At 65.6% G+C, this 13743-nt stretch carries 12 protein-coding genes; 3 read left to right on the forward strand and 9 right to left on the reverse strand.

The window, feature by feature from the left end:
* Positions 1 to 32 precede the first annotated feature (32 nt).
* The 3 genes from purM to KRX12_RS04975 all read right to left on the reverse strand — a co-directional run bounded on the left by purM (position 33) and on the right by KRX12_RS04975 (position 3091).
* Positions 33 to 1106, reverse strand: coding sequence for a phosphoribosylformylglycinamidine cyclo-ligase (gene purM / locus KRX12_RS04965; RefSeq protein WP_218365937.1), 1074 nt, complete (start codon positions 1104 to 1106; stop codon positions 33 to 35).
* Positions 1103 to 2641 carry an amidophosphoribosyltransferase gene (gene purF / locus KRX12_RS04970; protein WP_370625219.1) on the reverse strand — a complete coding sequence of 513 codons (1539 nt, stop codon included), beginning with the start codon at positions 2639 to 2641 and terminating at the stop codon, positions 1103 to 1105. Before purF ends, purM begins: the two co-directional genes overlap by 4 nt.
* A gap of 84 nt (positions 2642 to 2725) precedes the next feature.
* Positions 2726 to 3091 carry a sterol carrier family protein gene (locus KRX12_RS04975; protein WP_218365938.1) on the reverse strand — a complete coding sequence of 122 codons (366 nt, stop codon included), beginning with the start codon at positions 3089 to 3091 and terminating at the stop codon, positions 2726 to 2728.
* Between the two features lie 65 nt (positions 3092 to 3156).
* Here KRX12_RS04975 and KRX12_RS04980 point away from each other — a divergent pair, with 65 nt between their 5' ends.
* Positions 3157 to 4170 carry an acyl-CoA thioesterase gene (locus tag KRX12_RS04980; RefSeq protein ID WP_218365939.1) on the forward strand — a complete coding sequence of 338 codons (1014 nt, stop codon included), beginning with the start codon at positions 3157 to 3159 and terminating at the stop codon, positions 4168 to 4170.
* A 6-nt stretch (positions 4171 to 4176) separates the two neighbouring features.
* Here the strand turns inward: KRX12_RS04980 and KRX12_RS04985 are convergent, their stop codons facing one another.
* The 6 genes from KRX12_RS04985 to purS all read right to left on the reverse strand — a co-directional run bounded on the left by KRX12_RS04985 (position 4177) and on the right by purS (position 11319).
* Positions 4177 to 4779 carry a response regulator transcription factor gene (locus KRX12_RS04985; RefSeq protein WP_218365128.1) on the reverse strand — a complete coding sequence of 201 codons (603 nt, stop codon included), beginning with the start codon at positions 4777 to 4779 and terminating at the stop codon, positions 4177 to 4179.
* Positions 4780 to 4789: 10 nt separating this feature from the next.
* A complete protein-coding gene (locus tag KRX12_RS04990) occupies positions 4790 to 5938 on the reverse strand; it encodes a sensor histidine kinase (RefSeq protein WP_218365940.1) in 1149 nt (382 codons plus the stop codon).
* Positions 5913 to 7988 carry an MMPL family transporter gene (locus KRX12_RS04995; RefSeq protein WP_218365941.1) on the reverse strand — a complete coding sequence of 692 codons (2076 nt, stop codon included), beginning with the start codon at positions 7986 to 7988 and terminating at the stop codon, positions 5913 to 5915. Before KRX12_RS04995 ends, KRX12_RS04990 begins: the two co-directional genes overlap by 26 nt.
* A gap of 97 nt (positions 7989 to 8085) precedes the next feature.
* Positions 8086 to 10383 (reverse strand): phosphoribosylformylglycinamidine synthase subunit PurL, encoded by a 2298-nt coding sequence (purL, locus tag KRX12_RS05000; RefSeq protein WP_218365942.1) that lies wholly within the window; start codon positions 10381 to 10383, stop codon positions 8086 to 8088.
* A gap of 21 nt (positions 10384 to 10404) precedes the next feature.
* On the reverse strand, positions 10405 to 11076 hold the full coding sequence (purQ, locus tag KRX12_RS05005; protein WP_151530209.1) for a phosphoribosylformylglycinamidine synthase subunit PurQ: 672 nt from the start codon (positions 11074 to 11076) through the stop codon (positions 10405 to 10407).
* Positions 11077 to 11319, reverse strand: coding sequence for a phosphoribosylformylglycinamidine synthase subunit PurS (purS, locus tag KRX12_RS05010; protein ID WP_018020473.1), 243 nt, complete (start codon positions 11317 to 11319; stop codon positions 11077 to 11079).
* Positions 11320 to 11432: 113 nt separating this feature from the next.
* On the opposite strand from purS, the gene KRX12_RS05015 reads away from it, so the two are divergent.
* Complete coding sequence (locus tag KRX12_RS05015; RefSeq protein ID WP_218365124.1) at positions 11433 to 12029, forward strand: triacylglycerol lipase; 597 nt, start codon at positions 11433 to 11435, stop codon at positions 12027 to 12029.
* Positions 12030 to 12378: 349 nt separating this feature from the next.
* Positions 12379 to 13623, forward strand: coding sequence for an HNH endonuclease signature motif containing protein (locus tag KRX12_RS05020; RefSeq protein WP_218365943.1), 1245 nt, complete (start codon positions 12379 to 12381; stop codon positions 13621 to 13623).
* Positions 13624 to 13743 lie beyond the last annotated feature (120 nt).

Raw genomic sequence — 13743 nt, forward strand, 5'->3', positions numbered from 1 at the left:
CTTGCTCAGTGAGCAGGGAGGTTTCTTCATGGCTAGTACTGGGGGTGTTCGCCGCTGAGCAGCACCCGCTCCTCAGTATCGGCGGCGGCGCTGCGCACCGTGCCGATCTCCCAGGCATCCACGTGGCGGGCGGTGAGCATGGCGAGGGCGCGGTCGCGGTCCGCCGCAGACACCACGGCCACCATGCCGACGCCCATGTTGAAGGTTTTCTCCATTTCCTCGCGGCTGACCTTGCCCAGCTCGGAGATGAGCTTGAAGATCGGCTGCGGCTTCCATGCCGAGCGGGAAATCTCTGCCACCATGTTCTCCGGCAGCACCCGCACGAGGTTGCCGGCCAATCCGCCACCGGTGACGTGGCAGAAGGTGCGCACATCGCACTCGGCGGCCAGCGCCAAGCAGTCCTTGGTGTAGATCCGGGTGGGCTCCAGCAGCTCCTCGCCGAGGGTGCGCTCGAGCTCGTCGATCTCCTGATCCAGCGGCAGCCCGGCGGATTCCAGCAGCACATAGCGGGCCAAGGAATAGCCATTGGAGTGCAGGCCCGAGGAGGCCATGCCGATGATCACATCGCCATCGCGCACCCGATCCGGCCCGAGCAGCTCCTCCTCTTCCACCACGCCGACGGCGGTGGCGGACACATCGTATTCTTCCTCGCCCATCACCCCAGGGTGTTCTGCGGTTTCCCCGCCGAGCAGGGCGCAGCCGGCCTGCTCGCAGCCTTCGGCGATGCCGCTGACGATGGCGGCGATATGCTCCGGCACCACCTTGCCCACGGAAATATAGTCCTGGAGGAAGAGCGGCTCGGCGCCGCAGACCACCAGGTCATCGACGCACATGGCCACCAAGTCGATACCGATGGTGTCGTGCTTGTCCATGGCCTGGGCCACGGCCAGCTTGGTGCCCACGCCGTCGGAGCCGGCGGCAAGAAGCGGCTTCTCGTACTTACCGAGGGCGAAGAGCCCGGCGAAACCGCCGATGCCGCCGCGCACCTCGGGGCGGGTGGCCTTCTTGGCCAAGGGGGCAATAAGTTCTACCGCGCGGTCGCCGGCGGCGATATCCACCCCGGCTGCTGCATAGGATGCGCCATCAGAGGGAGTGTGATCGGTCATGTCGTGGTCACTTTCTTCAGATTGCGCTGCATGTCCTCCACGAGCGCGGTGTTCGGGTTTCCGGCCGGCATACCCAGCGGGTACTCGCCATCGAAGCAGGCACAGCAGAGATCCTCGCGCTTCTGCTTCGAGGCCTCCACCATGTGGTCGATAGAGACGAAGCCGAGCGAATCCGCACCAATGGCGGTGCAGATCACGTCCACGGCTTCCTCCATGGTGCGGGCGCCGGTGCCATTGGCGATCAACTCGCCGGGGGAAGCGAAGTCGATGCCGTAGAAGCACGGCCACTTCACCGGCGGCGAGGCGATCCGCACATGCACCTCGGCGGCGCCGGCCTCGCGCAGCATGCGGATGAGCGCCCGCTGGGTATTACCGCGGACGATGGAATCATCCACCACCACCAGCCGCTTGCCGGCCAGCACATGCTTCAAGGGGTTGAGCTTGAGCCGGATGCCGAGCTGTCGAATGGTTTGGGTGGGTTGGATGAAGGTGCGGCCCACATAGGCATTTTTCACCAGCCCCTGGGCGAAGGGAATGCCCGAACCATAGGAATAGCCCACCGCCGCCGGGGTGCCGGACTCCGGCACCGGAATCACCAGATCGCCGTCCACCGGGTGCTCCGTCGCCAGCGCGGCACCAATACCCACGCGGGTATCGTTCACCGACTGGCCGCGGATCAGGGAATCCGGGCGGGCCAAATACACGTATTCAAAGACGCAGCCCTTGTGCTTGGTGGGCGCGAATTGATGGGAACGGATACCGGAATCGTCGATGGAGATGAACTCCCCCGGCTCGACCTCGCGCACAAAAGACGCACCGACGATATCGAGGGCCGCGGTTTCAGAGGCCACCACCCAGCCCCGCTCGAGACGACCGATCGAGAGCGGTCGCACGCCATGCGGGTCGCGGGCGGCATAGAGCTTGTGGCCGTCCGTAAATGTCAGGCAGTAGGCGCCGGTGATGCGCGGCAGAAGGTTGAGGGCTGCGTCGACAAGCGACACCTCTTCGGAGATGCCCTCGGCGAGCAGGGCGCACATGATGTCCGAGTCGGAGGGCTGTGTCGCAGGGTCCACCAAGCCCTTCTCGGTGGCCTCTTCGAGCAACTCGAGATAATTCACCAAGTTGCCATTGTGTCCGAGGGCCACATCGGTGCCATTCGGGGCGACGCGGAACATGGGCTGGGCATTCTCCCAGCAGGCGCCGCCGGCGGTGGAATAGCGGGTATGGCCGATGGCCAGATTGCCGCGCAGGGCGTCGAGAGCGCCCTCGTCAAAGACCTGGGAAACGAGCCCGAGGTCCTTGTACACCACCACGTTGTCGCCATCACCCACCGCGATACCGGCGGCTTCTTGGCCCCGGTGCTGCAGCGCGTACAGGCCATAGTAGGTGAGCTTGGCGACTTCTTCCCCAGGAGCGAAAACACCGAACACACCGCACTCTTCGCGCGGCTCGTGTTCTCCGAGATCATCGAAAGCGGATAGGGGCTGGTTTCTAATAGCCACGTGGGTTAATCGTAGTTGTTTCACCGGCGGCATGGCGAATATTTAGCCCCACGCGGGGGCGCGGAGCAGCAGCCGGCCCGCGCGCCCAATGTGAGTTTCAGGGCTGTTGGGCGGGCGCTAAATCAGCGGCACCCAATGGGCCAATTCCCCGGCGCGGGTGCCAGAGACACTGAGATTTCCCGCGGCTAGCTCCTGCTCCCAGGTGCTGTGCCCGATCGCGAGACGCAGCCACACCTCGGGGCGCATTTCCACCACATTGGGCGGGGTGCCACGGGTATGGCGCGGCCCCTCGATACACTGCACCGCGACGAAGGGCGGCACCCGCAATTCCACGCTATGGCCCGGGGCGCAGTTCTCCACGGTGCGGGCGCTGAGCCGCACGGCACGGGCAACCAGCGCGCGCGGGACATTCGGGCTATCCATGCGCTGTTCATACTCGCGTAGGGCGGCGCGCATCTCGGCGGGATCAATCTTTTTCGGCATAGTGTGACCCAGCTTAACTGTTGGTAGCCTGTGAGCTACCAGCCCCGTCCCCGGAGAACACACCTATGACTGAACGAGAGCAATTCGCAGCCAATCGAGCCCCCTCGCCCGAGGTCACACTACGGTTTATGGCTGCACCCAGCGATGTGGTGCTAGCCGGCAACTGGGGTGTCTCCGGCGGCCGCGTCTTGGAGTGGATCGATAAGGCCGCCTATGCCTGCGCGGTGGGCTGGTCGGGCACCTATTGTGTGACCGCCTATGTGGGCCATATTCACTTCAACCGCCCGATCCCCTCCGGCCACGTGGTGGAGGTGCGCTCCCGGATCGCGATGACGGGCCGTTCCTCGATGCACATTGTGAACGAGGTGCTCTCCGCGGATCCGCGCGATGGCCACTTCTCCCGGGCCTGCGACTGCCTGGTGATCTTCGTGGCCAAAGACCCCAAGACCGGCGCCGCCACCCCGGTGCCGAAATTCCACGCCGCCACCGAGGACGAGCAGCGAGTGGAACAGGCCGCCATTTCCCGCATCGAGCTGCGCCACGCCATCGAGGCCGAGATGGAGAAGCAGAACTATGACGGCCCCAGCGATGCGCCGCGGGTGATCACCCGCTTTTTGGCCAAGCCCACCGATGTGAACTGGGGCGGCAATGTGCACGGCGGCACCGCGATGGAGTGGATCGACGAGGCGGGCACGGCCTGCACCATGGAGTGGTCAGGGCAGCGCACCATCGCCGTCTACGCCGGTGGGATTCGCTTCTACCGCCCGATCTCGATCGGCGATCTCATCGAGGTGGATGCACGGCTGATGCGCACCGATACCCGCAGCATGCAGATGTCTGTGCATGTGCGCAGCGGTGATCCCCGGGGCGGCCGGGAACACTTGCAGCAGGCCATTCATGCCACCTTCACCTATGTGGCCACCGACCTCGACAATAATGTGCTGCCCGCCCGGCAATTCGAGCCGCACACCGAGGATGATGTGCGACTCGCCGAGCACGCCACCACCCTGCGCGAGCTCCGCGCCAAGTACAGCCCGCATCCGCTGGTGCTGCGCGAGGGTCGCGCCTTTGTGGACTAGCAGCGCCTAGAGCAGGCCGCGCTCCGTGGCCACGTGCACGGCGCGGGTGCGGGAATCCACCCCCAGCTTGTTAAAGATATGCACCAGATGCGTCTTGGTGGTGGCCTGGGAGATAAAGAGCCGCGTGGAGATCTCCTTATTGCTCGCGCCGGTGGCCACCAGCTGCAGCACTTCGCGTTCCCGCTCGGTGAGCTGGGCGGGGGCGGGGGCCTTCAGCAGCGCCCCGGCGAGGGAGGCTTGGACGTACACCTCGCCGCGGGCCACCGCGCGAATGGCCTCCACGATGGTGTCCACGGGGGCGTCTTTGACCAGATAGCCTGCGGCGCCGGCGTCGAGGCAGGCGCGAATATCGCGCTCGCGGTCATAGGTGGAGAGAATGACCACCGGCTGGCTGCAGCCGCGGATCACCTCCACCCCATCGCTATCGCTGGCCCCGAGGCGGAGATCGCAGAGCACCACATCGGGCTGGGCGGCGTCGATGGCGGCGAGTGCCTCGGCCACGCTCCCGGCCGCGGCGGCGACGTGGATCTCCGACTGGGCGTTGAGAATCGCCATAAGTCCAGAGCGCACCACGGGGTGATCGTCGATAAGCGCAACGGCAATGCTCATGCTGTGTAGTTTAGAGCGGCACCCAGGCGGAGATGGCCGTGCCCTCGCCCGGGGTGGACTCGATATCCAGCCCGCCGCCCAGCTTCTGCAGGCGCGAGCGCATAAAACTCAGACCGAAGCTGGTGGTGGCGCGGTTGCGCTCCCATGCGGCGACATCGAAGCCGATGCCATCATCCACGATGTCTAAGCGCACCTGCTCCTGATCGCTATCGAGGCTAACCCGCACCCGGGAGGCGGCGGCGTGGAGGCGCACATTGGCCAGGGCGGATTGGGCCACCCGCAGCAGCGCGATATCGATGGGGTCGCTGAAGCGCGCGGCACTGTGCACCTCGAGCTCGGCGTCGATGCCGCTGCCGGCGGCCAGCCCATCCACCATGGTCTGCAAGGCCACGGCCAGCGGGTTGTCCTCCAGGCCATGCGGGGCCAGGTCGGCGACGATGCGGCGCACCTCCGCCAGATTCTCCGTGGCCACCTCCTCGATGAGCAGCAGCTTCTCCGCGTCCGGAGTGGGATGAGAGGGCTGGGCGAGCAGCCGAATGGAGCTCAGACCTTGGGCGATCGTGTCGTGGATGTCCTGGGAGATGCGGGTGCGCTCATCCATGGCCCCAGCCTCGCGCTGCGTGGCAGCCAGCTCATCTTGCAAATAGGCCATCTCGCTATGGGCGCGCTCGAGATCATTGAGGAGGCGCAGCAATTCCACATAGCCGCGGCTCATGCCAATGGCCACCACGGCCCCGATCGCCGGGCCGAGCAACTGCGGCACGCCCACCTGATCCTTATCCGCCCACGTCGCGCCCCACACCCCAGCTAGCACCAGCAGGGCATAGACCGGCAGCAGCGGAAAGCGCAGATAGTGCCCGGCGAGCAGGAAGAGCACGAAGGCAACCCAGGTAAAGGAGAAGCTCAGGCACACCAGCCCCGCCCAGAGCAGCAACAGCACGCCCAGCCGGAGACGGGGGCGGTGCAGCAGCACGAAGGCGGCGCAGAATGCGATAACGGCCGGAAGAACGAGCAGCGGGGATACCTCGCGCAGCGCCCCGAGGGCGCCGACGATCACCAGGATGCCGGCGGTGATCGTCTCCCCCACCACCAGAATGGCGGCGGGCGAGGAACTCCGCGCCCCAAAGGGGTGCTTAGCTGGTGCTAGCGGCACAGACATACTCGGGCTCTCCTTCCTCTGCTTCTTCCCCTGCTGCTTCCTCTGCTGCGGGGGCGCGGCGAGGCCACCAGATGGCATCGCCCAGCACGCCGACCGCGGCCGGCACGATGATAGTGCGGGTGAGAATAGTATCCAGCAGCACCCCGAAGCCCACGATAATGCCCAGCTGGCCCAGGGTCACCAGTGGCAGCACCCCGAGGGCCGCGAACACGCCCGCCAGCACCACACCCGCAGAGGTGATGACCACGCCGGTGTGGCTGATGGCTTCCACCATGCCCCCGCGGCTGCCATAGAGGGCGCGCTCCGTGGCGGCACGGTGGGCGAGGAAGATGGTGTAGTCGATGCCCATGGCCACGAGGAAGAGGAAGGAGAGCAGCGGCACCGAGAGGTCGAGGGCACCGACGCCGAACACGAGGCTGGAGATCCAGCTGCCCACGGCGATGGCGGCGCCGGCGCTGAGCACGTTGAGGGCCAAGAAGATCGGCGCCGCCACCGAGCGCAGCAGCAGGGTGAGCACCAGCAGGTTGATGCCGAGGATCACCGGCACCAGCAGCCTCAGGTCGCGAATGGTGCCGGCGCGGGCATCCACCTCGGTGGCTTGCTCGCCGCCGACCTTCGCCTCGGCGCCGGGCACCGCGTGCACGGCCGTGCGCAGCGACTGCACAAAATCCAGGGACTCCGCGGTGCCGGGGGCGGCGTCGCTGCTCACCATGATTCGTGCCCACTGTCCGTCGGTGGAGACACCGGCCGGCATGGCGCGCACGACATCGTCGAGGCGATTGATGGTGGCCAGCACCTCGTCTTGGTGGGAGACGCGGGTGAGCACAGAGCTGGGCTGGGCCTCGCCTGCGGGGAAGTGCTCCGCGAGGGTGGCGAAACCGGCGGCGGACTCGGTCTCCGTGCGGAATTTCTCCATCTGATTCAGCCCCACCGTGATCGACGCCAGCCCGGCGGAGAGCCCGCCGAGCAGCACCACTCCACTCAGCAGCACCGCCAAGGGACGGCGCATGACGGCGGTGGCCACGCGGCGATAAATCCGAGGCTCGGCGGCGGGATCACCCGGCTGCGGGATCCTCGGCCACAGTGCCTTTCGGCCGGCCAGCGAAAGCGCCGAGGGCAGCACGAGGAGTACTGCCACGAGGGCGAGAAGAATGCCCACTGCGGCAACAATCCCTAGCCCACGGGTGCCGGGGATGACGGCTAGGCCGAGGCTGAGCAGGGAGAGCACGACGGTGAGATTAGAGGCCGCGATCGCCGGGAAGGACTGCGTCCACGCCGCGGCAAGCGCCGCGCGGTGATCCTCGTGGCGCACCAGCTCCTCGCGGTAGCGGGAGATGAGCAGCAGGGCGTAGTTCGTACCGGCGCCGAATACCAGCACCGAGACGATGCCGGCATCGAATTCCAGGCCGAACTCCGCGCCGATCCAGGCCGTGAATACTGCGGCCACACGATCGGCGAGGGCCACCACGGATAGCGGGATGAGCCACAGCACGGGGCTGCGATAGGTGAGGATGAGCAGCAGGGCGACGATGAGAACGGTCACGGCCAGCAGGGTGATATTCGCCCCTTGGAAGGCCGCGGCCACATCGGCGCCGAAGGCGGCACCGCCGGTGATGGCGATATCGAGGTGCTGCGGGGCCGCGGCGGCGATATCGGCCCGCAGTCCGGCGAGATAGGTGCTCATCTCCGTGCCGTTCTCGGCGGCGGGCACCGGCAGCGTGATAAGCCCCGCGCGGGCATCGTCGCTGAGCAGGGGGCGGGCTTGCTCGGCGCCCGGGATGGCGTGGGCGGCGGCCACCAGATCCGCCTGGCTGAGCGGGGAACCATCCCGCTGCTGCACCACCGCCAGCACGGTGTCCTCATCGGCCCCAGGGAAGTGCTCCACCAGCCGGGCCACCTGGGTGGATTCGGAATCGGTGGGGGCGGCCTGCCGTGCATGCGAGGCCTCGGCGCCGCCGAGCACCGCAAAGAACACACCGATCAGCCCAGCGATGAGAGCGAGGGTGATCCAACTATTCCGGGCGCTGCGAAAACTACGAGTGACATCCATGCCCTCAAGTTCAGCATCGACGCAGGTGAGCGCACATCGTGCACAAGAATGAACCTGGTATCAACCATATGGTTGATACCAGGCTCAGGGGGCGCTCTTAGACCACGGAGTTAGCGCCAGCGGCGTGGCCGAACAGATCAGGCAGCGTGGAGGTCCACGCCTGCTCCAGCTCGGCCACCGCTACCTGGAGGTGCTCTCCGCCGGGAAGCTCGAGATCCACGGTGTCCGTGTCTGCCGTGGCGCCGAGCTCCGTCACCGGCACCCCGCACTCGGCGGCGCGGGCCGTCACGGCGGCGCAGTCCTCCTCGCGGACGGCGATCACTGCCCGGGAGGCCGACTCCGAGAAGAGTGCGGTGGTGGGCTGCGGGGCGACGTCGACAAGCGAAAGCTGCATGCCGCGACCCGAGTGAATGGCCAGCTCCGCGATGGCCTGGGCAAGCCCGCCCTCGGAGAGATCGTGGGCGGCGAGGATATCGGTGGAGCCGTGGAAGAACTCGGCGAGCGCCTGCTCGCGGGCGAGATCAACGCTCGGCGGCATGCCGGAGAGATCCTCGGCCACCACCTGCTGGTAGATGGATCCGCCCAGCTCTTCCTTGGTCTCGCCGAGCAGCAGCAGGCGGGTGCCCGGGGCAGCGTCGGCGGGGATGTGCGCTGGGATGGACTGGGCGACATCGTCGATTACGCCCAGCACGCCGACCACCGGGGTGGGCAGAATGGCTTCGGTGCCGGTCTGGTTGTAGAAGGAGACATTGCCGCCGGAGACGGGAATGCCCAGCTCGCGGGAGCCATCGGCAAGCCCGTGCACGGCCTCGCGGAATTGCCACATCACAGCCGGATCCTCGGGGGAGCCGAAGTTGAGGCAGTTGGTGACGGCGATGGGCCGGGCGCCGGTGACCGCCACGTTGCGGTAGGCCTCCGCGAGCGCCAGCCGGGCGCCGGTATTCGGATCGAGCTTGGTGTAGCGGCCCGAGGCGTCAGCGGAGACGGCCACGCCGCGGCCGGTTTCCTCGTCGATGCGCAGCACACCGGAGTTGGCGTTGCGGGCCTGGACGGTATTGCCGCGCACATAGCGGTCATATTGCTCGGTGATGAAGGCGCGGGAGCACAGCGCCGGGGAGCCGACCATACGCAGCCACACCTCGCGGGCCACGGCGGCGTTATCGGCCTGCGGGATCTCCCGCTGTTGCTGCAGCTCATCCTGCCAGTCCGGGCGGGCGAAGGGGCGCTCGTACACGGGGCCCTCATTGGCGATGGTGTGCGCCGGGGCGTCCACCACGACCTCGCCGCGGTGCTTGATCACGAGGTGCTCGCCCTCGGAGACCTCGCCGATCTCAGCGCAGGTGACATCCCAGTGCTCGCAGATGGCGCGGAAACGCTCCACGTCCTCGGGGCGGACCACGGCGCACATGCGCTCCTGGGATTCGGAGGACAGGATCTCCGCGGCGGTCATGTTCTCGGCGCGCAGCGGCACGGCATCGAGGTTGATGGTCATGCCGCCATCGCCAGAGGCGGCCAGCTCGGAGGTTGCGCAGGCGAGGCCGGCGCCACCAAGATCCTGGATGCCCACGACCACGCCCGCCTGGTAGAGATCGAGACAGCACTCGATGAGGACCTTCTCCGCGAAGGGATCGCCCACCTGCACCGCAGGGAGCTTGCGCTCGGCGCCCTCTTCGAAGGTGTCGGAGGCCAGCACGGAGACGCCGCCGATGCCATCGAGGCCGGTGCGGGAGCCGAAGAGCATCACCTTATTGCCCTTGCCGGAGGCGAAGGCGAGCTTGAGGTCATCCACCTTGAGGGTGCCCACGCAGAGCGCATTCACCAGGGGGTTGCCAGCATAGGAGGGATCAAATACGGTCTCGCCACCAATGTTGGGCAGGCCCAAGCAGTTGCCATAGTGGGAGATGCCATCCACCACGCCGGGCAGGACACGCTGGGTGTCCGGGGCATCGGCGGGGCCGAAACGAAGCTGATCCATCACGGCGATCGGGCGGGCGCCCATGGCCATAATGTCGCGGACAATACCGCCCACGCCGGTAGCGGCGCCCTGGTGCGGCTCCACATAGGAGGGGTGGTTGTGGGATTCCACGCGGAAGGTCACGGCATTGCCATCGCCGATGTCCACCACGCCGGCGTTCTCGCCGATACCAGCGAGAATCTTGGAGGCCATATCCTCGGTGGTGGTCTCGCCGAAGTAGCGCAGATGCACCTTGGAGGACTTATAGGAGCAGTGCTCGGACCACATCACCGAGTACATCGCCAGCTCGGCGTCGGTGGGCCGGCGGCCCAAGATCTCGGTGATGCGCTGATACTCGTCATCCTTCAGGCCAAGTTCCGCATAGGGCTGCGGGGCGTGGGGATCCTTGGTGGCGGCGGCCACTGTGTCATTGAACGTCATAAGTAGTACTTCCCCTTATTCCTAGGCAGCGACTCGTCCGATGGCGGAAAGGAACAGCTCCAGCCCGTCGAGCGAGGGGCCGGTGAGCTCCTCCACGGCGTGCTCTGGGTGCGGCATCAAGCCCACCACGCGACCATTCTCCGAGCACACTCCCGCGATGCGGTTCATGGATCCGTTGAAATTATCGGTGTAGCGGAACACCACGCGGCCGGTATCTTCCAGCTGCGCAATGGTTTCCGCGCTGGCCTGGAAGCGGCCCTCACCGTGCTTTGCGGGGATGAGGATCTTCTGCCCCTCGCGCAGCGTGGAGGTCCAGGCCGTATCGGCGTTCGCTACCTCAAGGTAGGTATCGACACAATGAAAATGCAGGCCCTGGTTCCTAGTGAGTGCACCAGGAAGCAGACCTGCTTCTGTAAGAATCTGGAAACCGTTACAGATTCCCAGCACGGGCATGCCCTTGGTGGCCGCCTCGATCACGGATTCCATCACCGGCGCCAGCGCGGAGATCGCCCCGGAGCGGAGATAGTCGCCATAGGAAAAGCCGCCGGGCACAACCACGGCATCCACGCCGCGCAGGTCCGCGTCCTTATGCCACAGGCTCACGGCCTCAGCGCCGGCGAGACGCACCGCGCGGGCCGCATCGACATCGTCGAGCGTGCCAGGAAAAGTAATGACACCAATCTTCGCGCTCACTTACACCACCTCAACGCCGAGGACCTCGAAGTCCTCGATCACGGTGTTGGCCAGCAGCTTTTCAGCCACCTTTTCCAGATCTTCAGGGGTCACGGTGTCCTCAACGTCTAGCACGAAGCGCTTGCCCTGACGCACATCATTCACTCCCTCAACACCGAGGCGCCCGAGTGCGCGCACCACGGCCTGTCCTTGGGGATCGAGAATTTCCGTCTTGGGCATCACGTTCACAACTACACGAGCCATAAGTTTTTGCTCCCTATATAAAGCGTGGATTCTAGGCCCACTCAGCTTAACCCCTCCACAGGACATTCCCATTTCATTTGCCCGCAGCGGGGGTGAGAGCACATGCTTAAGGCATGCTTCGACATCTGATTCCGCGGCGCGGGCGCCTCCCTGAGCTGCACAGCACGGGCCGTCCCGTGGTGCTTCTGCATGGCACGCTCAGCTCGCCCGGCAACTTCGCCGACCTCGCCGCCGCGCTCGATGGCCGCGGCCGCCGCGTGATCGTCCCCGAGTATGGTCGCCGTGGCACCACATCGCTCATGGAGTGCGTCGACGAGGTGCGTAGCACGCTTATCGACGCCAACTCGCAGCTCGACATCATCGGGCATTCCCTCGGCGGGCTGGTGGGGCTCCTCGCCGCCGACTGCCCCGAGCTGCAGGGACGCATCGGCCAAATCATCGGCCTCGGGGCCTGCTGGCGCGGCGTCCCGCCGTATCCGCGGTGGAGCCAGGCCATCATCGCCCGCCTCCTCGGACGCAGCTTCGTGGACATCATGCAGCCCTTCTCGCCCGTGATCCCCGCTGGGGTAGAGGTGGTGTCCATAATCAGCACTCGTGACACAACCGTGCCGGAGTATTCCTCGCGGCTCGGGCGCGTGGTTGAACTACCTGGGGTGCACCATGCTCGGCTCCCCGACCAGGTCGAGGCCGTGTGTGAGGTGCTGCGCTAAGCGGAGCGGCTGCCCTTTTCTGCCCTGCGCTATGAGATTGTGCAGGGAAGCGTCGACAAGCGTGCTGCCGCGACTGATGTTAGGCGGTGTGCGATAGGTGCCAGTGTTCGAATGGGTCGATGCACGCGTTTGTGCTGTATATGGCTTGTTTTATAGTGCCGTGCTCTGATTTTTGTTTAGCGCGTGTGTTCGAATAACTGCGGTGGAGTGTCCGGCGTGAATGAGATACTAAGGCCACCAAAACCACCACTCGACACAAGGACAGCACATGATAGATCCGACAGCGTTCCCCCTCCCCGACGATCAGCACTACCGAAGCATCTTTGGCTATAGATCAGTGAGACAACGGATGGCCGATGAGTCCCGGCGCTTCTGCCACGAACGCCACTGGGAGGCCGATTCCCCGCTGAGCACCGAACTGGGGCTGAGCGAGTTCGACCCCCTAGCCGAGAATGCTCGCCGCATCCGCTTAGCCCTGCATTTACTGCGACAGTACGAAGCCGATGAGGAGCACTACGACGCCTTCTGCTCCCACATGGCGAAACGCTTTAGCTGCACCGACGGCTATATTCTCAAACACCTCGACCTCGCGCGGACGCTCAGACGATTCCCCCTCGTCGCCGCCTTTCTCAACTCCCGGCCAGTATTCAACGACGCGCATCTGTGGGCCTTTACCTACGCGGTAGAGGCCATAGAGGATGAGTTCATCGCGGAATTCGAGGTGCGCTTTTTAGACCGGATACTCCCCCGCGTCGACCACCAAGCCCTCAAAGGCCCCTACTGGCTGAGCTCGCGCATCGCGGAGATACTGCGCATGATCGACCCGCCGGCCGCAGAAACAGATGAGCCCGACCCCCAGCGAGAGGAGCGCGAGTGGGTAGACATCAACCACAACCCGCTGAGCAACACAGTGACCATCACCGCCAACCTGGACGCCCATCGCGGCACCCTCGTCGCCGAAGCCATCACTAAGGCGGCGACACAGGGACGCACCCGCGCCGATGGGCTGCTCGGGCTCATCCTCAACACCATCGACCTCGACGTGGTCATGCACGTCTACGGGGATTGGTTCAACAAGGGCGCCTGGACTCCCACCACCGGCTGGCTGGGGGATCTCGCCACGGAGGAGATCCTCAACTGGATCACACACCTCCAACTGCTCTCCGATTCGGAGAAACCCGGCTACCAGCCCACCGAGGCGCAGCGGCATGAAGTCATCGCCCGCTATGGGTGCTGCAACCACCCCGGCTGTGCCGTCCCCGCGAATCGCTGCGAGATCGACCATATCGCCGAATGGCAGGAGGGCGATATGACGGCCACATGGAACCTGCAGCCGCTGTGCAAGCGCCACCACAACATGAAGACCCTCGGCGAATACACCGTCACGGTCGATCCGCAGGGCACCACCACTTGGCGCTCCAAGAGTGGCGAGATCTCCTGCTCCGTCGCAGAGGGCGTCTCCGCCAAGATGCGCCGCGTCAGCCTGGACGACCGCATGACGAATCGGAAAAAGGCCAAGCGCGACAAGAATGAGCGCGTCATGGCCGCCACCGGCACCGTTCCCTTCGACCGGAACGAACCGGCCCCCTTCTAGGCCTGACACACTCTAAAAACTGAATAGAGAACACGAAAACCGCCCCCTTCACTGCATCATTGCGGAAGGAAGCGGCTCGTGGTGCCGAGCACAGGCGTGATCGTCCCGAAGGACGACCAG

Source organism: Corynebacterium sp. TAE3-ERU2 (assembly GCF_019209955.1).
Lineage (GTDB): Bacteria > Actinomycetota > Actinomycetes > Mycobacteriales > Mycobacteriaceae > Corynebacterium > Corynebacterium megadyptis.

Excerpts from the sequence above, each read along its gene's own strand:
- purM (WP_218365937.1), bottom strand. The coding sequence starts at position 1,106 with ATGACCGATCACACTCCCTCTGATGGCGCATCCTATGCAGCAGCCGGG.
- purF (WP_370625219.1), bottom strand. The coding sequence starts at position 2,641 with ATGCCGCCGGTGAAACAACTACGATTAACCCACGTGGCTATTAGAAAC.
- KRX12_RS04975 (WP_218365938.1), bottom strand. The coding sequence starts at position 3,091 with ATGCCGAAAAAGATTGATCCCGCCGAGATGCGCGCCGCCCTACGCGAG.
- KRX12_RS04980 (WP_218365939.1), top strand. The coding sequence starts at position 3,157 with ATGACTGAACGAGAGCAATTCGCAGCCAATCGAGCCCCCTCGCCCGAG.
- KRX12_RS04985 (WP_218365128.1), bottom strand. The coding sequence starts at position 4,779 with ATGAGCATTGCCGTTGCGCTTATCGACGATCACCCCGTGGTGCGCTCT.
- KRX12_RS04990 (WP_218365940.1), bottom strand. The coding sequence starts at position 5,938 with ATGTCTGTGCCGCTAGCACCAGCTAAGCACCCCTTTGGGGCGCGGAGT.
- KRX12_RS04995 (WP_218365941.1), bottom strand. The coding sequence starts at position 7,988 with ATGGATGTCACTCGTAGTTTTCGCAGCGCCCGGAATAGTTGGATCACC.
- purL (WP_218365942.1), bottom strand. The coding sequence starts at position 10,383 with ATGACGTTCAATGACACAGTGGCCGCCGCCACCAAGGATCCCCACGCC.
- purS (WP_018020473.1), bottom strand. The coding sequence starts at position 11,319 with ATGGCTCGTGTAGTTGTGAACGTGATGCCCAAGACGGAAATTCTCGAT.
- KRX12_RS05015 (WP_218365124.1), top strand. The coding sequence starts at position 11,433 with ATGCTTCGACATCTGATTCCGCGGCGCGGGCGCCTCCCTGAGCTGCAC.
- KRX12_RS05020 (WP_218365943.1), top strand. The coding sequence starts at position 12,379 with ATGGCCGATGAGTCCCGGCGCTTCTGCCACGAACGCCACTGGGAGGCC.